Raw genomic sequence first — 22,602 nt, forward strand, 5'->3', positions numbered from 1 at the left:
CTCCAATAAAGTATTGAAAAGAGCGATTAGCTCATTTTGAATCTGACGAGATTAAAAATCTCAATTGTGCTTCGAAATCATACAGTCAAATGACTTATACCGATTTCTCAGCGTCGATCTTGCAAGCAAGATCGTTACTCACTCGTTGTTCAGTTTTCAAAGATCAAACTTATCATTTTATCTCATTATCGCGTCAGCGCTGTGTTTCAGCGGCGACTTAAATAATATAACATATCGGTGAATCCATTGCAACAGTTTTTTTCTTTTTTTTATTTCATAGATTTCAGACACACGTTAACTCTTTCAAATCCAATAAAATAAAACGTATTGATATACTATCACAAATACAACGAATTAACAATTATTTTACAACTTTTCGTTTACTACTAGTTTATATTTCTCACTTTACTGAGTCTGATCAATCCTGCTAATAGTAACAAGCCAGCCCTTCTTACATAGGCTGGCTTGTTACTATTTTAGCAATCAGTTATTGACCATCCCATTTAGTTGACTATGACTGTATCCAGGGATTACGACGCTTTTGGGTTGAATTGCGTTTGTCAGCTTCTGTTTTACGTCTGTCATTTGCAGATGAAACGGATACTTTGGAAGCTCTTCTCCCAGTTGGTTTACTTGTTCTGCGCTTCGCTGTTCCGGTTTTTGCAGAAGCTTGCTTCGTTTTCCCGCCTGCATCTGTTACTTCTTCCCCTGATACATTGGACTTGCTTAAATCCGCCTCTTCCCGTTCACCTTTTTTACTTCCTCCATTACCTTGTGAAGGATACAATTCTCCAAAAGCTCCAAGCGGAGATGGGGGTACCATATTTTGTGAAGGGTATGGATTTTGATAGGCGTATTCCACGGGTTGGCTTGGTACAAAGTTCGGCCCCATGTTGGACTGCATACCATACGGGTCGTATGGGCTATACATTCCCCACGCCGGCTCCTGATAAGTATGTGCAGGATAATGACCATAGTGTGGAGTATGCATGTGTCCACCACACCCACAAGGCGGATACGGAAGCGTTGAATATGGTGAAATAAATGGCGACTGATTCATTTGTGCATCAGCGACAAACGGAGGGAATGGGCTGTTTACTTGAGCTGCCGGCGCTGTTGGATAAACATTACCCTGCAGCTCTGGAGCCAGGTTCGGCATCACATTGTTATGGTTGTGCTCCGGCCATTGACCTTGGTGTGAATGGCTTACTGAATACGGTGTAGCTTCGGGTAAGCCAGGAAATCCTGAATTATGGTTAACCCCAGCAATATAGGTCGATTCAGGAGCGGCATATACCTCTTGGACCGGTACCGGAATTTCAGCATATGGATGCTCTGCCGGTGCATGATGCAATTTGTTCCCGCAACCGCAAGGCGACTTGGTTGCTGGAGATACGACAGAAGGTGATTTGGTATTGGGGATGACTGGTAGCGGCATAATTTCAGGAGAAAGATTGGGCATTGTGTACGTTGGCACTTCCGGCAGTGGCGCTACTTCGGCCGCTGGAGCAACCTGTTCTTTTTTCTCAGGCTCCTTCTCCGGCTTAACTTCAGGAATCTCCGGCAGTTGTGGCAGTACTTCCAGTTCAGGCATGACATTAGGCATGACAGGATTTGGAGGAACAGGTGTAGGCGCTGGTGTCGGAGCAGGAACTGGCGCTTCTTCCACAGGCTTAGGCGTTACCGGTGCTGGTGGTGCTGGTGCTGGCTCTTCTTTGACTCCCGTGTAATCTTTCCCTTCGGGTGACAGCTTTTCATGAGCGACAATGTTACCCGCCTCACTACCTGCTACCGTATTCCCCTGAAGATGCTGGGATGGAATATAAACGGTCTCTCCTACAAGCAGTGCATTCGGGTTTTTCAATTGAGGATTGGCGTTGATCATATCCTTCAATGGAACTCCCCAAGCCTGAGACAGCTTCCATAAGGAATCTCCCTGTTGGACTTTGTGGCTGTGCAATATTCCTTCCGGTTTCGGTGTTACAGGCTCTGCAGGAATTTTGACTTTCATACCGATATCCAGCTTCTCGGGATCGGCAATTTGCGGATTAGCCGCAATAATTTTGTCCAGGCCCACATTATATTTTTGGGACAGTAAATATAACGTGTCGCCTTTTTTCACCATGTGTATTTTCACGGGGAACTAACCTCCTAGACGTGATACTTGGGCAGTGCATTCGCCCATACCGTTACTACATCCTATGCAGGAACTGGGCCAATGACATCAACTATACAAAAAAAATCCTCCCCGCCTCTAAAACCCGCCCCCTGATTGGGATACAGATTTTATTGGACAAGAAGGACATTATATTATTTAAATATATTTTTAATAATTAAGCTTCCCAAACCTTATAACCGTCTTTATCAACAATTTGACGGAACGCTTCGAGCAATCTCAACGTGACTGGGCCTGCTACACCCGATCCAATTGTTCTTCCATCAACCTTATATGCAGCGATGACTTCTGCGGCTGTTCCCGTGAAAAAGACTTCATCAGCGATGTACACATCATGCAGGGTAAAAGGAACTTCTTTTAGTTCCAGATCCAATTCGCCACACAGATCAATGATAGCCTGACGTGTGATCCCTTCCAAAGCTCCCAGGTAGCAAGGCGGCGTATAGACAACACCATTTTTAACAATAAAGATATTATCACTTGAGCCCTCAGTAACGTAGCCTTGAGAATTCAGCATAATCGCTTCACCAACACCTGCATAGTTGGACTGAATTTTAACAAGTATGTTATTCAGATAGTTGAGTGATTTAATTTTCGGATTGAGCGCATCCGGGATATTCCGTCGCTGGGATACAGATACGGCCTTCAAACCCGTGAGATACGCTTCTTCTGGGTAAATCGCCAGTTGCTCTACAATAATAATAACCGATGCCTTCGGACAGCGCAGCGGATCCAGACCCAGATTACCAGGTCCACGCGATACGATCAGTCGAATATAGCCGTTACGCATATCATTGCGACGAACCGTTTCCGCCATAACTTCGAGCATTTCATCATACGATAAAGGAATGTTTAGACTGATTGATTTTGCCGAATCATACAGACGGTCCAAATGTGCCTTACATCTGAAAATGTTACCGTTATAGATCCGAATGCCTTCGAAAATTCCGTCCCCATACAAAAAGCCGTGATCATACACAGAAACGGTTGCGTTCTCCTTGGTCACATATTGACCATCCAAATAAATCCACTGTTCTGACATGGATGACTGCACCTCCGTTAAATTTCCAACCATTGAATCCCGATTCTTGAATTATTCCATTTTATTGTACAACAAATGACAAGCCTTTACGTGCACTTTTTACCCGCCTCGATGTCAACCCTAGGCTGAATTCTATCCTATTATTAGGTGGTCTTCAATGAAGGATATGTATAACATGGATAGCTGCCCAAAACACGGACCTGACAATTCAAAGCCTCGATCTCAGCCATGGCTGCTGTAAGCAACACGGATTCTACCGTTTCCTCAACATCGATATAAAAATAGTAACTGCCCAGCCGTTTCTTGGTAGGACGTGACTCCAGTCTTGTCAAGTTCAGCTTCCTCCAGGCAAATGCAGACAACACCTGATGCAGGGCACCCGGTGCATCTTCAGGCAGCGTGACCAGCAAGCTCGTTTTTACATGGTCCGGCTCACGTTGTACCTGCACGGGCTCATGACCAATCAGCAAAAAACGGGTGTAATTGTTGTCATGATCGGTTACCCGTTCAGCCATAATGTCCAATCCATGCTTTTGTGCGGCAAGCCGGGTGCCAATAGCCACCCAGCCTTTGCCCGGATTCTTTTTCACCAGTTCCACAGCTTCTGCTGTACTGTTAACACCCTCAAGCTCAGCTTCCGGGGAATGAAGACGGATAAAGTTCTGGCATTGCGGAATGGCTACCGGATGAGACATGATCTTGGTAATTTTCCCAAAGTCATATGCACCACTCTCATCAATGAACTCGGAACCATGCCCGATAACATTTTGTATGGAGGGATAGACCCACTCGGCTTGCATCGGAATATCCACTTCGTTAACCAGCCAGTCCATATGCAAACTAACGGAACCTTCAATTGTATTTTCAATAGGAATTACACTATATTGTGATTTCCCGCTATCCGCAGCACGAAAAACATCAGAAATCAGCTTGGAATGAAGCAACTCGAGCGGTTCCCCATTAAACAGAAATTCTACGGCTTCATGGGAAACTGAGCCTTCAGGTAATACGGCAATTCGTTTCATGCATTAACTTCCCCTTTAATTCTGTCCAAAAAAGGACGTTCATCTTGATCAGACAGTACGGTTACGCCGTCCAAATCCGGATCCAGCCACAAGGCCGTCGCAGTAATGCCCTCACTGCTCATGGTCTCCATCAAATACTGCTCTAGGTCCGCTTTGCGAATATCATGCCGATCTACCAGTGTCAGAACAGTGGGACCAGCTCCACTGAGTGCAGCTCCCAAAGCGCCATGTTGCACAGCATGTTCCAAAATTTCAGTCATTCCCGGCACCAAGGATGCCCGATAGGGTTGATGGATACGATCAGACATTGCTTTCTGGATCATATCCAGCCGACCGCTTGCCAGGGCCGCAACTAACAAGGAAGATCTGCTTATATTATGCACGACATCCGACTTATCAAACTGCTGCGGAATCACATTTCTTGCTTTTGAAGTCGACAACTCGAAGTCCGGCACGATGACCAATGTCTGCAGATCCTGGTGAGGCTCGATGCGAATATAATCTACACGACTACCATCCCACGCTGCCGTGATGATCCCGCCATATAGCGAAGCACCAACATTATCCGGGTGCTTTTCCAGCGAAGTCGCCATATCCATAAGCTTGTCTTCCGATAACGGAGCTCCAATTAACGCGTTCGCAGCAGCGAGTGCACCAACAATAGCAGATGCACTGCTACCCAGTCCGCGGGTAAGAGGAATATCCGAATACATGGAAATCTCCAATTCAGGTACAGAAACTCCTGCTTCTTTGAATACCATTTGTGCAACTTCGTAGATCAGATTGGAATGATCTGTTGGCAAACCAGTCAGATGTTCTCCATGTAAATGGAACACAGTCTGATCAGCCGGTTTCATCTCAATCCAGGCATATAAAGACAATGCCATGCCCAGGGTATCGAACCCCGGGCCCAGATTGGCTGTACTTGCGGGTACTTTTACTGTAACTCTTTGCTGCAAGCTCATACAGATTGCTGCTCCAGCTGTGCAATGGCCGCCATAACCGCTTCTTCCGAATCTTCTACAACCAGCGGCTCTGTTGCAACCGTTTTGATTGCGATGTTCGGATCTTTCAAGCCATGTCCCGTCAAGACACAAACAACTGTCTCTCCGCCTTTAAAGTATCCTTCCTGCTTCAGTTTATATACTCCTGCAACTGAGGCAGCCGATGCCGGTTCAGCGAAGATGCCTTCCCGTGCTGCAATGGTACGGTATGCTGTCAAAATTTCTTCGTCTGTTACATAATTGATCTGTCCACCAGATTCCTCAGCCGCGGCTACAGCCGTCTTCCAACTAGCCGGGTTACCAATGCGAATCGCCGTGGCTACAGTCTCAGGCTCAAGAATCGGCTCTCCTTTAACGATCGCCATCGCTCCTTCCGCTTCGAAACCAACCATACGTGGCAGGGAATCCGATTTTCCTGCTTCTTTATATTCTTTGAAGCCTTTCCAGTAGGCTGAGATGTTACCCGCATTGCCGACTGGGATTGCGAGAACGTCAGGTGCTTGGCCCAATTGGTCAACAACTTCAAATGCAGCGGTTTTTTGACCTTCAATCCGGAAAGGGTTCACGGAGTTTACCAGCGTAATTGGGTGCTTGGCTGTAATCTCACGTACAATTTCGAGTGCACGGTCAAAGTTACCGTTAATCGCAATCACTTTGGCTCCGTAAATCATGGCCTGAGCCAATTTGCCCAGCGCGATGTTGTTATTTGGAATTAATACGATACAGTTCAGGCCACCACGTGCCGCATATGCAGCTGCTGCAGCTGAAGTATTTCCTGTCGAGGCACACATGATGGTACGGCTGCCCTCTTCCATGGCTTTGGCAACAGCCATTACCATTCCGCGGTCTTTAAAAGAACCGCTTGGGTTCAAGCCTTCGTATTTGAAATATAAATTCAGTCCAAGCTCCTTGGACAGGTTTTCAGCATGAATCAGAGGTGTATTCCCTTCCTGAAGCGTGAGCATAGGTGTATTTTCATTGACCGGAAGGTACTCTTTATAAGTTTGCAGCAATCCTTGATATCTCATTGTAGTAAGCTCCTTTATGATTAAATAATACGAATATGAAGACCTGCATCTATATAATTAAACGTGTACATTTAAAATTGGAATCCTAACGAGAAATGAAATGCAACCTAACCCTCAACCCGATATACACTCTTGATGCGACGAATGACACTAAGCGATTCAAAGTGCTTCAACACTTTATCCATGCTTGCCTTGCTTGCATTATGTGTAACAATAATGATCTCGGCATCCGGGTTATGCTCATTTGGCTGTTGAACTACAGAAGCGAGACTGACTTCATATTCGGCAAAAATTTGCGTGATCTGTGCCAAAACGCCCGCTTTGTCGTCCACGTGCAGCAAAATGAAGTTTTTCGACATAATCTGCTCATCGCTCTGCAGACGTTTTTGTTTGTAAGGGACGATGGCTTTGAGTCCATTTACGCCGAGCTTCAGATTTTTGATGACAGCGACCAAATCTGCGACTACGGAAGTTGCCGTTGGAAGTTCGCCCGCACCCGCACCGTAGAACATCGTCTCGCCCACTGCTTCCCCATGGACATACACCGCATTGTATACACCATTAACAGAAGCAATCGGGTGACTCTGTCTGACCATGGTTGGTTGAACACTGATGTTGATCTCATCATCGCGGCAATCCGCGATCCCAAGCAGTTTCATCTCGTAGCCGAGTCTTCTGGCATACGTAATGTCTTCACGGGTTACAGATGAAATACCACTAACGGTTACATCCTGCAGCTCCACATTGGTGCGAAAGCCCAGTGTTCCCAGGATTGCCATTTTGCGAGCGGCATCCAGACCTTCCACATCCGAAGTCGGATCTGCTTCTGCATAACCCAGAGCCTGTGCCTCTGCGAGAACCTCTCCATAGGAGGCACCTTCCTGACTCATTTTGGTCAAAATAAAGTTCGTAGTTCCGTTCACAATCCCCATAATGCGGGTAATCCGGTCAGAGGAGAAACCTTCAATCAGTGTGCGGATAATTGGGATCCCCCCGGCTACACTGGCTTCATAGAAGACATCACATTTCTTCTCCTGCGCCTTTGCCAAAATCTCCGAACCGTGGAGAGCCATCAGATCCTTGTTTGCTGTGACGATATGTTTACCCCGCTCCAGCGCTTCAAGAATATACTCTTTCGTCTGGTCAATACCGCCCATTACTTCAACGATCACATCAATGTCCGGGTGGCGAATCACTTCCCAGGGATCTTCTGTCAGTTTGGCACGATCCACAGCAATGACACGATCCTTGTCCGTGTTTTTAACGGAAATCTTTTCAATGACAATTGGTGAACCAACCTGACTGCTCAGATCCTCCTGATTGCCTTCCACAATGCGAACGACACCGGTACCTACCGTTCCCAGTCCCAACAATCCCACTTTCACTGGCTTCACTAACGATCTACCCCCTAATATCTTTTACGTCTGCTATTCCTGTACACTTTCTATGTACAATAAAGCAGTTTAGTTAAGCATATATTCGAACATTTATGAGATAAATTTCAGTTAGCCCTGACCTACAATCCGTGTGCGCCGAACTCCAGGCATATCCTGCATCCGATCCAACATTTCACCGATCTCTCCATGGAGATGTGACGTCTCGACCGATATAACAACATTGGCTCTCCCCTGAAGCGGGATACTTTGGTTAATGGTGAGTACGTTGGCCCCATATCCAGCCACATGTCCTAACACACGAGACAGTATACCGGACTGATGCTCCAGGTCAATCGAGATGGTAACGATTCTTTCCCGTTCAAGCTGGTTGATTAAGTGGATTCCATCCTTGTACTTGTAAAAGGCACTCCGGCTTAATCCGACCTGCTCTACGGCTTCATGCACTGTTTTGACATCTCCCGAAGCCAGCAGCTCTTTTACCTGCATCGTCTTCACGACAGCTTCTGGCAAAATGTCTTCCCGTACTAAGTAATAGCGTTCATTCACAGAACGTCCTCTCCTCAAAGACTCATGTTTTCATATAGTGGACATTATAAAGGATCTACACTAAAAGGGCAATACGTTACATGTCTATTTTTTTGAGATACGTTCCTCACAGTATACAAGTTTATCCCTGCTTCATGTTAGGAAAAACAAAAAAACGCAGAGCCGCGGGTCGATTCCCCACGTCTCTGCGTTTATATGAGCATAGCTAAAACTCACTTCACACGCCAGAACTTAATAGTAGCTGCTGCCTTCAACAAATTCGAATTCAAAGTCACCAATGCGCACAATCGTGCCTTCTTCGGCCCCGCGTTTACGCAACTCTTCATCCACGCCCATATGACGGAGCGTACGTGCCAGTTTAAGTATGGCCTCATGCGAGTTCAACTGCATCCGTTTCATCATGCGATCAATCTTGGCACTCTCGACAACAAAGATTTCATTCTCCCGCACAATACGGAAACCTTCGTCCTCTTTCTTGTCCAGACTGTACACCTTGCGTTCGGATATGTCCGCTACCTCTTCCACTACAACCTCGTCCGGGATTTGATCGAGCAAATCCGCCGCACGATACAAGAGCTCTTGAATCCCTTTACGTGTCAGGGACGAGATCGGCATGATCTCAATATCCGGTTGAACCTCGCGGACCTTTTGCATGAACTGCTCCAGATTTTCTTCCGATTCCGGCATATCCATTTTGTTGGCAGCCACAATCTGAGGTCTTTCCGCAAGCACCGGGTTGTACAGCTTCAGTTCATCATTGATTTTCACCCAATCCTCAAACGGATCCCGTCCTTCTGAACCGGACATATCCACAACATGAACAATGATACGGGTACGTTCAACATGCCGCAAAAACTCATGTCCAAGTCCGATTCCTTCATGAGCACCTTCAATCAACCCTGGCAAGTCCGCCATGACGAAGCTGCGTCCTTCACCTACACCGACTACACCCAAGTTAGGAGTAATCGTAGTGAAATGGTAAGCTCCGATCTTCGGCTTCGCCGCCGATACGACAGACAGCAGTGTGGATTTTCCGACACTCGGGAACCCTACCAGGCCAACATCTGCCATAACTTTAAGCTCAAGCACAATATAACGTTCTTCGCCCTCTTCACCATTTTCCGCAAGCTCCGGGGCAGGATTGTTAGGTGTAGCAAACCGGATATTTCCCCGGCCGCCTCGGCCACCACGTGCAACAACAACCTGTTGGCCATGACGTGTCAGGTCTGCCAGTACTTCTCCACTGTCATCATCCATAATGACAGTTCCCGGTGGAATACGAACGATCATATTCTCTGCATTGGCACCGTGCTGACTTTTATTACGGCCTTTCTCTCCGCGCTTCGCTTTGAAATGGCGCTGGTAACGGAAATCCATCAACGTACGCAGACCTTCATCTACACGGAAAATGATATCGGCACCCTTGCCTCCATCGCCTCCTGCTGGTCCACCTTCAGGCACATACTTCTCCCGACGGAAGGAAACGATCCCGTCTCCTCCATCTCCTGCTTTTACATAAATCTTCGCTTTATCAACAAACATGGCTACCCCTTCTTCCTATATTCCACACGGCATTCTGAATTGTATAAACGTGTCTTCAGACGGAAGCTGCTCCGTTCTGACTTTTTTTCCTTTGAGTACGGCATTAAGCTGCCGCAATGTTTCCGGATCAGGTGTTTGATCCCCATCCAGTCGAACAACCACATCCCCATGGTCCTGTCCGAAGTTCAAGGTCAGTTTGCGAACCTCTCCCCAAGACGACCGGCCGCCACCGTATTGATAGGCTCTGATTGCATCTGCAATTGCCCCCGTAAGCGACTCGCCATCCTCGGGAGAGACCAGAGCACTAAGCTGCAACTCTTCCTCGACTTCCACATGCAATTCCAGAGCAACTCCACTGGCACGGAACGACTGCAGATAAAAAACGAGTGAGGGAATGCCTAATTTGGAAATGCGGCTCTCCTCGTTTACCCGCTCTTTTATTCTTTCCACACATTGCACGGATTTATCAAGTTTGCCCAGCCGAAGATATCCATATAACACCTGAAGATCGTTCATCCAATCATGCCGATGATGATTTAATGATGCAATTGCTGTCTTTTCCATAGATTGTATGATGGTTCTGCGTTCCGCTTCTGCTTGTCTCTTCATCACATTCATCGAAATAAAGAGCACAGCCACGGACCACAATGCGCATACAGCACCCGAAATGGCTGCCGGATACAGCATAACGAAAACCAAAGGAATCAGAAGTGAACATGCCGCGATCCACGGCACTCTTTTCCAAGATTTCATGGCTTCTCCCCGTTCTACAAAACTCGGTTGGTTTTAAACCCCACCGTAACCAAGTATAACATGTCTTTTCTACCAGTTCATTATCGAAAACATTTATACCACCGTAAATACAAAGAGCCTCCGGCAAAATTGCCGAAGGCTCCTTAGGCGGAATGCCGATATTATGCTTTTACTGCAGCTGCTACTGGAGCAACGTCCACAGGGTAGATGCTTACTTTTTTACGATCGCGTCCCCAACGTTCGAATTTCACAACGCCGTCCACTTTCGCAAACAAAGTGTCATCTTTACCGATACCCACGTTAGTACCTGGGTGGATTTTCGTTCCGCGTTGGCGAACGAGAATGCTACCACCAGTTACTGTTTGACCGTCAGCACGCTTAACGCCAAGGCGTTGCGCTCTACTGTCACGACCGTTCTTCGTGGAACCTACACCTTTTTTCGATGCGAATAACTGAAGATTTAATTTCAACATGATTGGTTGTCCTCCTTCTTTACTTATTTGAGTTGCTCTATCTTAATATACTTCCCGTATGACTCTGCAATATCAGTGAGCATAAGAACCATGGATTCGAGCAGCAATTGCACCTGGGGCCAAGTTTCATCTCTCTCCAGCATTGGTAAAGAAGCGCTTAGAAAGCCATTCTTCATCTTGGCGTCCATTTCAACACCAGTCAATGTTTCGATCGAGTTTACCGTACCCACTGTAACAGCAGATACCCCGGCACATACGATATCTTCTCCCCGCTTGGCATAATTGGCATGCCCTTTGATGGAAAAGCGATCGATACTCTCGTCATCGTTACGAAAGATTTGAACGATAATCACTTATCGCACCCTCTTACGCTTGGATTTTCTCGATAGTTACTTTAGTGTACGGTTGACGGTGACCTTGCTTCACATGGTAGTTCTTTTTCGGTTTGTATTTGTATACAACAACCTTTTGACCTTTGCCATGTTTCTCCACTTTAGCCGTTACAGTAGCTCCGGAAACCAATGGTGTACCTGCTGTCAAACCTTGATCGTTAGATACAGCCAGGACACGGTCGAACGTTACGCTTTCGCCATCGTTCGCAGTCAATTTCTCGATGAACAGAACATCGCCCTCTTGGACTTTGTACTGTTTGCCGCCTGTTTCAATAATTGCGTACATTTGCCTTGCACCTCCTCATGTCTCAGACTCGCCCGGTCTCAGGTGACAGCCTCCTTGCGGAGCTGTTCTTGTACCCGGCCAGTGCGGTTACAGCATGTGCAAGACCATTTGGCTAAACACATACCTGATGATTATACCACCAACTATAATAAAAATCAATGCAATGGTGAAATATATCTTTTACCTGTACCATGGCAGGAAGAACAAGGCTCCACATAAGGAAGTGTACTTTCTTCCCGGACCTTTTTGCGGGTAAGCTCCAGCAGACCCAGTTTGGTCCAGCCCATTACAAACGCCTTGGTTCGGTCTTTTTTCAGTTCAGCTTCCAGCGTTGCAGCCACTTCCTGCCGATTGGTCGCTTCCTCCATATCAATAAAGTCCACAATAATCATGCCGCCAATATCCCGCAGACGCATCAAACGCGCAATCTCAACCGCTGCCTGCATGTTGGTTTCCGTTACGGTTTCTTCAAGGCTATCGCCACCGCCTCCAGTGAACTTGCCAGTATTGACGTCTATCACGGTAAGCGCCTCTGTATGGTCAATAACAATATAGCCCCCACCCGGAAGCCACACTTTACGTGCAAAATCCCTGTTGAGCTGCTCCAGAACCCCATACGCAGCAAAGATTGACTCCGAGCCTCGGTAAACCTGTACTTTCGGCTGATGGCCAGGACAGATTTCCTCAAGCAAAGCCGTCACTTCGCGGGCTTGTCCTTCACTGTCAGTAATGACTTCATCACTGCCCGGTGTGTACACATCCCTGATAATTCGCTGTACCATGCTGTGATCCCGATGCAACAGGCTCGGTGAAGGCAAACTATCTGCTTTTTCGCGAATCAAGCGCCATTGTTCACGCAACGTTTCCAAGTCAGTCTCAATCGCTTCCCGCTGCTCTTCTGCCGATACGGTTCGTATAATGAGCCCTTCCTCATCCCGCCTGAGCTGATCACCCAGTGCCTTGAGGCGAGAACGATCCCCTTCACGGGCAATCTTCTTGGAGACGGCTACGTAATCCGCTATTGGCATGTAGACAAGCCATCGGCCCGGCAGTGAGTAGTGTGTCGTCACCCGGGCTCCTTTGCTTCCTACAGGTTCTTTCAGAACCTGAACGATGACATCCTGACCCGGACGAAGCAATTCGGAGATCGAAGGCTTCACTTTGGGTTGTTTTTCCAAATGCGGATGCAGGACATCATCGACATATAGAAAGGCATTTTTTTTCTGACCAATATCCACAAAAGCAGCCTGCATACCCGGTAACACGTTGACGACCCGCCCTTTGAAAAACGAACCAAGCAGCCCGCGTTCACGCGTACGTTCTGCCGTGAATTCCACAGCTTTGCCTTCTTCCAGAAGCGCCATTTGCATGAGGTTGTGTTCATTATGTACGATCATTTGTTTCATGGCTTCACCTCTAGAAGACAATTCAATTCATCCACATCCATTCTATATCTTTGCATTACGCATTGTATATGTATTACCCCAATTTAGGACGAGTTCACCAACCATGTTACAGTTTATCCGTGTTCTGTTTGAAGTACGAACCGATAATGCGTTGTTCCGGCAATACGGCCATAATTCGTCCCTGTCTGTTCATCACATATACCATATGATATCTCTCTCTCTTTAATAGACGCAAAATAGTGTCCAAAGGTTTCGCCGGAAATGAGATTATCGGCTGCGCCAAACTGCCTGCAGCGGCGTGATGAGCAAATGCGCCTTCCCGGTTCATCAAAAAGCGGATAAAACGGTAGGGCACGTTGCGGTAATCGGTTACGTTGGAATAGAACAGAAAAAGACCAATCAACAACACATTTAGCGGAAGCCCGTAGTCTCCGGTGATCCATTTGCTGATGGCAAACAAAATAACACCTATACTGCACAGGATACTAATCCGGTAGGTCCACATTAAAGTGGTATAGTATGGAGCAATCAGACTAACAAGGGCCTGTACGATTTTCCCGCCATCCAGTGGCAGCACCGGCAGCAGGTTAAACAGAGCGATCATCAGATTCCCTTGAATGATGTATGCCAAGAACACCGGATCTCCCAGATTGGCATATTGCAGCAGCAAGGTGATTCCAACCATCAACATATTTTGCAAGGGGCCAGCCAGCGCAATCACGATCTCCCGCCCAGCAGTAAGACGGCCTCCATCTTCGATGACAGCCACCCCTCCAAAAGGAAGCATCTGAATCGACAGGACACGGCAGCCCAGAAGGGCTGCCGCCGCAGCATGTCCACACTCATGAATAAATACGATCGCAAACAGGGTGATAAGTTCGATAAAGTGACCCGTGGCCAGGGAAGCCAGCATGATAATGACAAAAAACGGATGCAGCGAAATGCGTACACCCCGTAACCTAATCAAGGGCAACCACTTCCGCAGGGTCCACGTACTCCTCGCCTTCTTTTACAGCAAAATATAACGTGGCTGGCTGTTCCCCACCTGTTGCCTTGAGGCTCCCTACGACACTTCCCGCTTCAACCCAATCATTCACGTCCACTTCACTCTCGTTCAGACGGCCGTAAATCGCAGTCAGGTTTCCCGTGTGCTGGATGACTACGGTTATACCACTCTCTGAATCACCAAGAACTTGCAGAACTCGCCCCGCATCCGAACTGACTACCTGGACCAATCCCGTCCCCTCTGCTTCCGGAACGATCTCTATGCCCTTCATGCTCAGCGCAAAAGGCTGAACGACCGTTCCCGAGATGGGTTTGTCCAGCAAGGACCGTACTCCCGAACCATTAGCAGCATCTGTTGTATGGCCCAATACGGGCAGAAAGGACGGTGTGCCGCCAAAATGCCGTTCATACCAGAGAGCTGCCGAAGCAAAATCCATATCCCGATGTAGTGCATCTGCAATTGCCGTTTTCGGGGAAGCGGTCCAGGACGAATTTAGTTGAAACAGGCCCCACACTGCACCGAAAATCAACGCACTAACTACTGTTCTTCGTACTAAAGATTTCGTCAAGTTAAATCGTGCATGCCCACCTGGAACGTAACGCCCGTTCTCTTTTTTCCACAGCCATTCCGGATCCCTCTCTTGCTCCCCCACTAGAGACCCTACACTTCGTACTGGACCCTGTATATCAAAAGAAGAATGGGGACTTTGGCTTTCCGAACCCTTCTTGCCTGGCCCAGAGCCCGCTTCCTGCATGATCTCCATCGCAGCACCATCCAGCAATCGCCGAATGCGTTCTTCTCTTCTCTGCTTGATTCGAAGTTTCGTATTCATGGAATATCCTCCCGCCGAGGCTTGTTTAATACATCCTATGAAGGCCCCCTTCATAATATGAACAAGCTCCAGGGTCGAAGCAAAATAACCCCGCCGAATGAGGTTAACCTTAACCTGTCGAAGGAGTCCGCTGCAAGAAAAGAGCATAAGGATATTTCAATGTTGTGCTGAAACATAAAAAAGCCGGGCTAAAGGCCGCGGCTGTAAGGAATAACGTTATGAAGACGATCGGATTAACCCATACCAAAAAACTTCTTAAAGCGTGAAAATGCGCCTTTTTTCTGCTCCAACTGCATTAGTGGAACGGTGTCTCCCAGAATACGACGGGCAATGTTCCGATATGCAATGGCTGCAAGTGAGTCCGGATTCATTACCGTAGGCTCTCCAGAGTTGGCCGCCTTGATGACGAGTTCGTCATCAGGAACAATTCCAATCAGATCAATGTTAAGGACTTGCAAAATACCATCAATATCAAGCATGTCACCCGATTTGACCATGTTGTTCCGAATACGGTTTACAACAAGCTTCGGCGATTGGATATGTGAGCTTTCGAGTAAACCAATGACCCGATCCGCATCACGTACAGCGGCATTTTCAGGTGTAGTCACCACGATTGCCTGATCCGCTCCGGCTACCGCATTTTTGAATCCCTGTTCAATTCCGGCAGGACAATCGATAATAACATATTCAAAATCCTTTTTTAATTCAAGGATGATATCCTTGACCTGCTCCGGTGACACAGAGTTTTTGTCTCTTGTTTGAGCCGCAGGCAGCATATATAATTCTTCGAAGCGTTTGTCTTTTACCAACGCCTGATTCAGACGGCAGCGGCCGTCTGCAACATCACACAGATCGTAAATGATCCTGTTCTCGAGTCCCATCACGACATCCAGATTGCGAAGGCCGATATCGGTATCTACCAGACAAACTTTTTTTCCGAGCAGCGCCAGCGCTGTTCCGATGTTTGCTGAGGTGGTTGTTTTACCAACGCCGCCTTTACCCGAAGTGATCACGATCGCCTCTCCCATGAGCTACACTCCTTTAAACACATTAAAATCTCGGCGCAACCGAACGATATTGCTCATCTTGTCGATCTGCATCTGATTGTCCTGTAAATAAGCAAATTCCATTCCGGTATCCCGGCTCTCCCATTCATCAGGAGGACGGCTGATAATATCAGCGATTCGAAGCTGTGTCGGCGCAAACACCGATGCAGCAATAATTGACTCTTCATCCCCGCCGATCCCAGCGTGAGCCATGCCTCTGAGTGAACCCAAAACATATATATCTCCGGTACACGTCACCGTGCCCCCCGGATTGATATCCCCAAGAAACAGGAGATTTCCTTCGTGATGAAGCACCTGACCTGAACGCACCATCCCGCACATTGTAACAATCGGCGGCGGCCCTTTAACCTCGGGTTTAAGGGCTGGTGAGTCGATGGAGCGAATGAGCAGATTACCTTTTTGCTTCAATATGTCCAGTATCGCTTCTTTTTGGTCCTCTGTTACTTCACGGCTGCCCAGTTTGATATCCACATGAACAATCGGTCCGGTCAATATATTTTGATGGCTGTGTTCCAGCTTATAGCGGAGCTCATAGAGCAATTCCTCGAATTCACATTGATCGTCCAACAGGAAAACCAAGCCGTCTCGGATGCCTTTAATCGTTACGTGATTCGATTTTACCGTCATAAGCCTGTCCCTCCCATCTCATTACATTTCGTGCCCGGGCCCCCAAGTTCCTGCTTTCCGCTCCAACAAATGTATCAGGATGCCTCCTGCACTTTGCTCTTTCTCTTGCCAATACGCTCCAACTGCTTCCGAAGCGGAGTATAAATGATCAGGGCAAACACGAAATGAATGAACAAATTGGGTATCATGTATTCCAGCAGCGCCCAGTCAAATGTCACATGATTCAGACGGAAAAGCTTATACAAAAAGAACAACATGGTGTCATTAAGCAGACTCCCCAGAATGACAACCGATACCATAACCGGAAGCGGTGCACGCGGTGCCTGGAATATGAGTCCCATCATATAAGCAGATAACCCCATCGCAAATCCGTAAGGTCCGATCATCTCCCCATAAAACACAACGTCATGGAGCAGTCCAAAAAATATGCCGAGCACCAGCGCAGTATGGCGATGATGATACACAGCGATAAACAAAATTACAATGTAAACGAGGTTTGCTGAAATTCGCAATTGCCAGGCAGATGGAATAAGCAATGGAAGAATAGTTCCTTCGGCGATAAACAAAATGAACAGCAACAGAAACAAGACTTGCTTGCGCGTCACCATTACTCCTTCACCTCGGGAGGAATAATTACAATTAGCTCTTTCCAGTCAAGAAAGCTAGCATATGGTTTAATTGTAGCTGTCTGTGTTAAACCATATTCACTTTTTTCGACCTTCTCCACTTCCCCGATCCGCATGTACTTCGGAAAGTTATCAATAATCCCAGAGGAGATGATTTCATCGCCGTCTTTGATGTCTGAATCCTCTGAAATTTTGGTCATTTTAAGCATGCCTGTCTTCGGATCGTAGCTCTCAATCATACCAAACACCTTATCTTCTTTACCCACCGCGGTAGCTGCTATTGCATTGGAATTCGGATCATTGGCATCCATCGAAGTCAGCAAATTAACCGTTGCTGTATAAGCACTTACATGACTGACAACTCCTACAAGACCTTCAAGTGAAGTGACTGCCATCCCTGGTTTGATATTCGCATTTTCCCCAATATCAATGTTGATGGACCTGCTATTTGGATCAGAGTTAGCACTGATTACCTGAGCAATCCGAGTTTCATAATTATAGCGTTCTCTCTGTTCAGTGGTGAAATTCAACTGACTTTCAAGTCTAGCAATTCGTTTGTCTATTTCATTATACTTCAATCGATCACGGGTATAATGCCCCATCGCAATTCGCAACTTTTCATTCTCTTCATAAACCGCACGCATGTTCGCCACATCTTTGAAAAAGCCCGCTACAGCAGAAGCGGGCTTGTAAAATACGTATTGTACAAATCCGACTGAATCCTTCAGGAATTTTTCCGGCCAGGATAGAGCGGTTCGCGGACCGAGCGTAAAGCCCATTAACGCGATAAATGTAACAAGGCCCACCAGCAAAACAAAAAGTCTTTTGTTGCCCAGCAGTTTAAACAGTTCGAACACCCTCTAACATCCATTATTCTCTTCCGAGCCATGCCCGGCGGGGAGACTGTCCAGACGGATAGTCCCTTCGAGAATATTCGCTGATCTCCCCGGGTATGCGGGTTATAGCTCTCCCGATTGAGGTCGGGTCCTCTTCGTTGGTTACTGCCGCTCAAGTCAAACGTAATTAAGCGATCAGTACCGGATTAACGTTTGGAACGAACTGCCGAACTGCTTCTGCTTTTGAACAAATGGATGTTCTCAAGAGCTTTACCTGTTCCGATTGCTACACAATCGAGTGGATTTTCCGCTACGATCACTGGCATGCCTGTCTCACCAGCCAGCAGCTTGTCCAGATTGCGGAGCAATGCACCGCCGCCAGTCAAAACGATACCACGGTCCATAATATCTGCCGCAAGCTCAGGAGGACATTTTTCCAAAGTTACTTTAACAGCTTCAACAATAGCATTTACCGTATCTGCCAGAGCTTCGCTGATTTCATCCGATGTGATCGTAATGGTCTTAGGCAGACCTGTTACGAGATCGCGGCCGCGAATTTCCATTGTCTCCACTTGTTCCAGTGGCATAGCCGATCCGATTTCCATTTTCAATTGTTCTGAAGTACGTTCACCAATCATCAGGTTGTACTGCCGTTTAATATACTGGATGATTGATTCGTCCATTTCATCACCAGCTACACGAACCGAACGACTTGTTACGATCCCGCCGAGGGAAATGACAGCCACTTCTGTCGTACCGCCACCAATGTCCACAACCATGCTGCCTGTTGGCTCCCATACCGGAAGGTCAGCACCAATCGCTGCTGCAAAAGGCTCTTCAATCGTATATGCCTCACGTGCGCCGGCCTGTTTCGTTGCATCTTCAACCGCACGTTGTTCTACCGCTGTAATTCCGGATGGTACACAGACCATAACGTTCGGATGACGCTGGAACATCGAGCGCTGTTTTTGCGCCTGGCGAATAAAATATTTAATCATCGTTGCCGTTGTATCAAAATCAGCAATAACGCCATCCTTCATTGGACGAATGGCACGAATGTTGCCAGGTGTACGTCCGATCATTTTTTTTGCAGATTCCCCGACAGCCTCAATGCTTTTTGTATCTGTCCGCAGGGCAACAACCGAAGGCTCCCGCACCACAATTCCTTTGCCACGTACATAAACCAGCGTATTCGCTGTCCCCAAGTCAATACCCAAATCTTTCGTAAAACCACCAAACATAACGTAATCTCCTTTTCTGCCTCATATAGCCGCTCCATCAACGTTCAGAGCGTTTCATTTTCATTTCCGCTGCAATCCTGCAGGGTTCATCATTCATTTATATTTATTGCATCTGTAAAGTGAACCTATCTTCTACGGACAACGCCGTCAATATTCATAGGAAAACATCAACGCCAACCATTATATTATACTAAGCCCTTCTCCTTCAAACTTACGTATGTTCCGTCGCCGATAATGATATGATCCAGCACATCTATGCCGACGATTGAACCAGCTTCGATCAGTCTCTTGGTTATTTGGATATCCTCAGGACTAGGTGTAGGATCACCACTCGGGTGGTTGTGTGCACATACGATCGAGGCACTGCTGCATTTGATGGCAGCACGAAACACTTCACGTGGATGAACAATCGAAGCGTTAAGGCTGCCCATGGAGAGTGTTTCCTGGGCAATAATATGATTTTTGCTATTCAGGAAAAGGCACACAAAGTGCTCCTTCTGCAAGTAACGAAGCTGTTCGAGCAGAATATCTGCTGCATCACGAGGTGTACGGATTGAAGAGGACTGTATCCGTCTACTCTTCGCAATCCGGTGACCAAGTTCAATGCCAGCCTTGAGCTGGACGGCCTTGGCCATACCGATCCCTTTCATTGCTGTCAACTCGTTCAAACTCATATCCATCAGCGAACGAATGTCACCCGCTTCGCTCAGAATGCGCTGTGCCATGTGCACTGCTGATTCCTGCCTTGTACCCGTCCGCAGTAAAATAGCCAGCAGTTCTGCATGGCTTAAGGCGCCCGCCCCATATTCCATCATGCGTTCTCTCGGGCGTTCTTCATGGGGGATGTCGCGCATCATGTACTGAGGCGACTCCATATACTCCCTCTTTTCACATCGTCATTTCCCAAAATCAAGTTCGCGGCAGCACATGGACTCCGAATCCATCCAGCATGTCACTCAGCAGGGAAAGAGGCAAGCCCACCACATTAAAGTAGCACCCTTCAATGCGGTCTACCAGTGAAGCGCCAATTCCTTGAATTGCGTACGATCCGGCTTTGTCCATAGGCTCCCCTGTCTGAACATACGCACGAATCGTAGCCTCGGACAGCTCCTTCATCGTTACATCCGTCTGCCGATAATGCACAACGGATTTTCCATTTCCGGCATCAATGCAAGCCACTCCAGTAAACACACGATGTGTACGTCCCTGAAGCCTTCCTAACATACGCTCAGCGTCGTGTTGATCCACGGGTTTGCCCAGAATGTCTCCATCCAGTACAACAACTGTGTCACTGCCCACAATGACAGCGTCCTGTTCAAGACCTTCAAGGCCACGATAGACTGCCATTGCTTTGCGCATGGCGAGCTCCTGAACAGTCTGCTCTGGAGTCCATTCCGGCGGTGTATCTTCATCCGCGTGGCTTGGTATTACTTTGAAAGCTAATTGGAGTGAAGCAATCAGGTCTTTGCGCCGTGGCGAAGTGGAAGCCAGAATAATCGGGCGCGATTGTGATCTATTCAAAATGAACGGCTCCTTATGCTACGGCGACATCCGTCCTAACCACGATAAATAGATGTCATTCGTTTAGTTTCTTCGTCAAAAATCGTCATACTCCTACAGTCTGCGATACAGCCATACAGCGGCAATAATGCCGATCAGACTGAGAAGGCTCATTTGAAATTGAAATGAAATGTCATAACTGATAATGTCCAGATCAGCCTGCGGTGACCAACGTATGGTCGTGGCTTTGGTTAGAATGGCAACAGCCTTTACCGGCTGCAGTGCCTTGGCGATCCACGCTCCGGCCATCCAGCCGAGCAGCAGAAACAGCAATAACATGCCGAAGTTTTTTTTCATCGGTTATCTTCCCTCGCCATTTTTTGACACCCACATTATTATACGGGGTTTTGTACGTCAATACAAACACAAATCCGGCAAGGGGAACTATTTCCAGTTCCTTGCCGGACAGGGATTTCGGGGCAGTGTTAGGGGAAGGAAAACTTATTGCTTTATCCCCTCAAGCCATTTTTTCTGCTGCAAGACATAATCCATCAGATCGGATTGTACGGACCACATGTGCACATCGGAGGGGTTTTTGTTATATTCAGCAACCGCTGTAATTGCGCTGTTCATCGATTTTTCCATGGCCGAAACGATGGGCTCCGCCTCCTGTCCCATTGCTGCTGAAAGTTTCCCTACACCTGTTAGCCAGGATTCGTGCTGATTTTGTAAAGCCGTCATTGTTTCAGCAGGCACAGGCTCAGGAGTCACCTGTCCGAGCTGCCCGATCGACAGTGTCGACAGTTGTTCCACCAGTGCCGCACTGCTGCTGAAAAACAGCTGTACATCTTCCTGGTTCATGCCCAGAGCAGCGGAGTTTACTGCGGGATATGCAATCTCTTTGACATACAACTCAACTCCCTCAGCCTTAAGACGAGAGCTAAGCAGTTTAGCTTCCTCTCGGTCAGCGGATATGCCTGCATACACCCGATTCCCATCATCCGGATCCGTTCCCGCGGCAATCCCAGCCTGCGATAGCTCAAGCTTGGCCTGTTCAGCACGTTCCGGTGAACTAAACACGCCATACTGTAGCGCATAGTAGCTGCCTCCGTTCAACACCGACTGAACCTGCTGCTCCGTCCCTGCTGCGCCTTGTACTCCCGTTACACTCGCTACCGGTTGATTGGTTTGAGGAAGGACCCCCGGATCTGTTCCTTCCCGATTAAAAAAGGAGAGAATAACCATGCCGAAAAGAGCGCCGGTTACCAGGGCTCCCGTGACTGAACCAATCATCTTCCAGCCTCTTGGAGGACGATTTCGCTTGTACGAGTAATGATCACGATCCGCCATCCAATCGTGGCCCCCATAGTTGCTGTCATCAGGAAGCTCCCTCTCGTTTTCCTCGGGATCCATAACACGGTCCGAATAGACATACTGCGGCTGCATCAAATCCGAGTTTTTATCCTTTCTCTGATCAGACTCTGATTCTAGCAAGCTTGTCCCTGGCAATGTTATCTCTCCCCAATCTCCAGGGATATCTTCCGGTGTCCAGGAAGGTGTGCTATCCATCCGTGCCGAACTCTGTGAAATCTCATCGGTCAAGGAAGGAAAGGCTCCGACCACCTTCTCCTCCTTGTAATTCGGCTTGTCCGACTCGTTCTCCCCAAAACGAAATGTCATTCTAGCATTGCTCACCCCGTACCCTCTCCTTTGTTCCATTTATATCAACTATATGACTGGAGACAATGAAAGATTCCGGGAATTCAAAAACCCGCCTGCCTCCATACGAGGACAAGC

24 protein-coding genes and 1 other annotated feature are annotated in these 22,602 nt (G+C 47.5%); all 24 genes read right to left on the reverse strand.

The genetic code is table 11. The features are described from left to right. Positions 1-511 precede the first annotated feature (511 nt). Entirely contained in the window at positions 512-2,137 is a 1,626-nt protein-coding gene (locus AB3N00_RS22595) for a LysM peptidoglycan-binding domain-containing protein (protein WP_413036616.1), read from the reverse strand. Between the two features lie 196 nt (positions 2,138-2,333). Beyond that, on the reverse strand, positions 2,334-3,218 hold the full coding sequence (ilvE, locus tag AB3N00_RS22600; protein ID WP_413036617.1) for a branched-chain-amino-acid transaminase: 885 nt from the start codon (positions 3,216-3,218) through the stop codon (positions 2,334-2,336). A 143-nt stretch (positions 3,219-3,361) separates the two neighbouring features. Then, complete coding sequence (gene pheA, locus AB3N00_RS22605) at positions 3,362-4,243, reverse strand: prephenate dehydratase (protein WP_413036618.1); 882 nt, start codon at positions 4,241-4,243, stop codon at positions 3,362-3,364. Next, positions 4,240-5,208, reverse strand: coding sequence for a homoserine kinase (gene thrB / locus AB3N00_RS22610; RefSeq protein ID WP_413036619.1), 969 nt, complete (start codon positions 5,206-5,208; stop codon positions 4,240-4,242). Before thrB ends, pheA begins: the two co-directional genes overlap by 4 nt. Then, a complete protein-coding gene (gene thrC, locus AB3N00_RS22615; protein ID WP_175394378.1) occupies positions 5,205-6,275 on the reverse strand; it encodes a threonine synthase in 1,071 nt (356 codons plus the stop codon). Before thrC ends, thrB begins: the two co-directional genes overlap by 4 nt. Positions 6,276-6,382: 107 nt before the next feature. Further along, positions 6,383-7,669: a homoserine dehydrogenase gene (locus tag AB3N00_RS22620; RefSeq protein ID WP_413036620.1), complete on the reverse strand. Its 1,287-nt coding sequence runs from the start codon at positions 7,667-7,669 to the stop codon at positions 6,383-6,385. 111 nt (positions 7,670-7,780) lie between these two features. Next, positions 7,781-8,218, reverse strand: a complete 438-nt coding sequence (locus AB3N00_RS22625; protein WP_024633956.1) for an ACT domain-containing protein — start codon at positions 8,216-8,218, stop codon at positions 7,781-7,783. A gap of 231 nt (positions 8,219-8,449) precedes the next feature. Continuing rightward, on the reverse strand, positions 8,450-9,760 hold the full coding sequence (gene obgE, locus AB3N00_RS22630) for a GTPase ObgE (protein WP_413036621.1): 1,311 nt from the start codon (positions 9,758-9,760) through the stop codon (positions 8,450-8,452). A gap of 15 nt (positions 9,761-9,775) precedes the next feature. Next, positions 9,776-10,513, reverse strand: a complete 738-nt coding sequence (locus AB3N00_RS22635; protein ID WP_413036622.1) for a Spo0B domain-containing protein — start codon at positions 10,511-10,513, stop codon at positions 9,776-9,778. 161 nt (positions 10,514-10,674) lie between these two features. Further along, the gene (gene rpmA / locus AB3N00_RS22640) at positions 10,675-10,986 is read right to left on the reverse strand and encodes a 50S ribosomal protein L27 (RefSeq protein WP_095293321.1); all 312 of its coding nucleotides are present in this window, start codon (positions 10,984-10,986) and stop codon (positions 10,675-10,677) included. A gap of 23 nt (positions 10,987-11,009) precedes the next feature. After that, positions 11,010-11,339, reverse strand: a complete 330-nt coding sequence (locus tag AB3N00_RS22645) for a ribosomal-processing cysteine protease Prp (RefSeq protein WP_413036623.1) — start codon at positions 11,337-11,339, stop codon at positions 11,010-11,012. A gap of 13 nt (positions 11,340-11,352) precedes the next feature. Next, the gene (gene rplU, locus AB3N00_RS22650; RefSeq protein WP_095293319.1) at positions 11,353-11,664 is read right to left on the reverse strand and encodes a 50S ribosomal protein L21; all 312 of its coding nucleotides are present in this window, start codon (positions 11,662-11,664) and stop codon (positions 11,353-11,355) included. Between the two features lie 14 nt (positions 11,665-11,678). Further along, positions 11,679-11,763 (reverse strand) — a sequence feature (ribosomal protein L21 leader region). Between the two features lie 56 nt (positions 11,764-11,819). After that, a complete protein-coding gene (locus AB3N00_RS22655; RefSeq protein ID WP_413036624.1) occupies positions 11,820-13,070 on the reverse strand; it encodes an Rne/Rng family ribonuclease in 1,251 nt (416 codons plus the stop codon). A gap of 106 nt (positions 13,071-13,176) precedes the next feature. After that, positions 13,177-14,037, reverse strand: coding sequence for a M50 family metallopeptidase (locus tag AB3N00_RS22660; protein WP_413036625.1), 861 nt, complete (start codon positions 14,035-14,037; stop codon positions 13,177-13,179). After that, a complete protein-coding gene (locus tag AB3N00_RS22665) occupies positions 14,030-14,908 on the reverse strand; it encodes a peptidoglycan DD-metalloendopeptidase family protein (RefSeq protein ID WP_413036626.1) in 879 nt (292 codons plus the stop codon). Before AB3N00_RS22665 ends, AB3N00_RS22660 begins: the two co-directional genes overlap by 8 nt. Before the next feature lie 233 nt (positions 14,909-15,141). Then, positions 15,142-15,936, reverse strand: coding sequence for a septum site-determining protein MinD (gene minD / locus AB3N00_RS22670; protein ID WP_024633965.1), 795 nt, complete (start codon positions 15,934-15,936; stop codon positions 15,142-15,144). Between the two features lie 3 nt (positions 15,937-15,939). Next, positions 15,940-16,602 carry a septum site-determining protein MinC gene (minC, locus tag AB3N00_RS22675; RefSeq protein ID WP_175394387.1) on the reverse strand — a complete coding sequence of 221 codons (663 nt, stop codon included), beginning with the start codon at positions 16,600-16,602 and terminating at the stop codon, positions 15,940-15,942. Between the two features lie 74 nt (positions 16,603-16,676). Then, positions 16,677-17,210, reverse strand: a complete 534-nt coding sequence (mreD, locus tag AB3N00_RS22680) for a rod shape-determining protein MreD (protein ID WP_175394388.1) — start codon at positions 17,208-17,210, stop codon at positions 16,677-16,679. Beyond that, positions 17,210-18,085, reverse strand: a complete 876-nt coding sequence (mreC, locus tag AB3N00_RS22685; protein ID WP_413036627.1) for a rod shape-determining protein MreC — start codon at positions 18,083-18,085, stop codon at positions 17,210-17,212. The genes mreD and mreC overlap by 1 nt, the downstream gene beginning before the upstream one ends. 185 nt (positions 18,086-18,270) lie before the next feature. Then, positions 18,271-19,305, reverse strand: coding sequence for a rod shape-determining protein (locus tag AB3N00_RS22690; RefSeq protein ID WP_095293312.1), 1,035 nt, complete (start codon positions 19,303-19,305; stop codon positions 18,271-18,273). 185 nt (positions 19,306-19,490) lie between these two features. Beyond that, complete coding sequence (radC, locus tag AB3N00_RS22695; RefSeq protein WP_413036628.1) at positions 19,491-20,180, reverse strand: RadC family protein; 690 nt, start codon at positions 20,178-20,180, stop codon at positions 19,491-19,493. A gap of 34 nt (positions 20,181-20,214) precedes the next feature. Beyond that, positions 20,215-20,826, reverse strand: coding sequence for a Maf family protein (locus tag AB3N00_RS22700; RefSeq protein WP_413036629.1), 612 nt, complete (start codon positions 20,824-20,826; stop codon positions 20,215-20,217). Positions 20,827-20,919: 93 nt separating this feature from the next. Continuing rightward, positions 20,920-21,162 (reverse strand): DUF4321 domain-containing protein, encoded by a 243-nt coding sequence (locus AB3N00_RS22705; protein WP_175394392.1) that lies wholly within the window; start codon positions 21,160-21,162, stop codon positions 20,920-20,922. Between the two features lie 144 nt (positions 21,163-21,306). Continuing rightward, a complete protein-coding gene (locus tag AB3N00_RS22710; RefSeq protein ID WP_413036630.1) occupies positions 21,307-22,485 on the reverse strand; it encodes an SPOR domain-containing protein in 1,179 nt (392 codons plus the stop codon). Positions 22,486-22,602 lie beyond the last annotated feature (117 nt).

Source organism: Paenibacillus xylanilyticus, from assembly GCF_047246825.1.
GTDB lineage: Bacteria > Bacillota > Bacilli > Paenibacillales > Paenibacillaceae > Paenibacillus > Paenibacillus xylanilyticus_B.

Excerpts from the sequence above, each read along its gene's own strand:
- rpmA (WP_095293321.1), bottom strand. The coding sequence starts at position 10,986 with ATGTTGAAATTAAATCTTCAGTTATTCGCATCGAAAAAAGGTGTAGGT.
- AB3N00_RS22690 (WP_095293312.1), bottom strand. The coding sequence starts at position 19,305 with ATGTTTGGTGGTTTTACGAAAGATTTGGGTATTGACTTGGGGACAGCG.
- ilvE (WP_413036617.1), bottom strand. The coding sequence starts at position 3,218 with ATGTCAGAACAGTGGATTTATTTGGATGGTCAATATGTGACCAAGGAG.
- thrB (WP_413036619.1), bottom strand. The coding sequence starts at position 5,208 with ATGAGCTTGCAGCAAAGAGTTACAGTAAAAGTACCCGCAAGTACAGCC.
- AB3N00_RS22705 (WP_175394392.1), bottom strand. The coding sequence starts at position 21,162 with ATGAAAAAAAACTTCGGCATGTTATTGCTGTTTCTGCTGCTCGGCTGG.
- minD (WP_024633965.1), bottom strand. The coding sequence starts at position 15,936 with ATGGGAGAGGCGATCGTGATCACTTCGGGTAAAGGCGGCGTTGGTAAA.
- AB3N00_RS22665 (WP_413036626.1), bottom strand. The coding sequence starts at position 14,908 with ATGAATACGAAACTTCGAATCAAGCAGAGAAGAGAAGAACGCATTCGG.
- radC (WP_413036628.1), bottom strand. The coding sequence starts at position 20,180 with ATGGAGTCGCCTCAGTACATGATGCGCGACATCCCCCATGAAGAACGC.
- mreD (WP_175394388.1), bottom strand. The coding sequence starts at position 17,210 with ATGGTGACGCGCAAGCAAGTCTTGTTTCTGTTGCTGTTCATTTTGTTT.
- AB3N00_RS22635 (WP_413036622.1), bottom strand. The coding sequence starts at position 10,513 with ATGAAATCTTGGAAAAGAGTGCCGTGGATCGCGGCATGTTCACTTCTG.
- rplU (WP_095293319.1), bottom strand. The coding sequence starts at position 11,664 with ATGTACGCAATTATTGAAACAGGCGGCAAACAGTACAAAGTCCAAGAG.
- AB3N00_RS22655 (WP_413036624.1), bottom strand. The coding sequence starts at position 13,070 with ATGAAACAAATGATCGTACATAATGAACACAACCTCATGCAAATGGCG.
- minC (WP_175394387.1), bottom strand. The coding sequence starts at position 16,602 with ATGACGGTAAAATCGAATCACGTAACGATTAAAGGCATCCGAGACGGC.
- pheA (WP_413036618.1), bottom strand. The coding sequence starts at position 4,243 with ATGAAACGAATTGCCGTATTACCTGAAGGCTCAGTTTCCCATGAAGCC.
- AB3N00_RS22710 (WP_413036630.1), bottom strand. The coding sequence starts at position 22,485 with ATGACATTTCGTTTTGGGGAGAACGAGTCGGACAAGCCGAATTACAAG.
- obgE (WP_413036621.1), bottom strand. The coding sequence starts at position 9,760 with ATGTTTGTTGATAAAGCGAAGATTTATGTAAAAGCAGGAGATGGAGGA.
- thrC (WP_175394378.1), bottom strand. The coding sequence starts at position 6,275 with ATGAGATATCAAGGATTGCTGCAAACTTATAAAGAGTACCTTCCGGTC.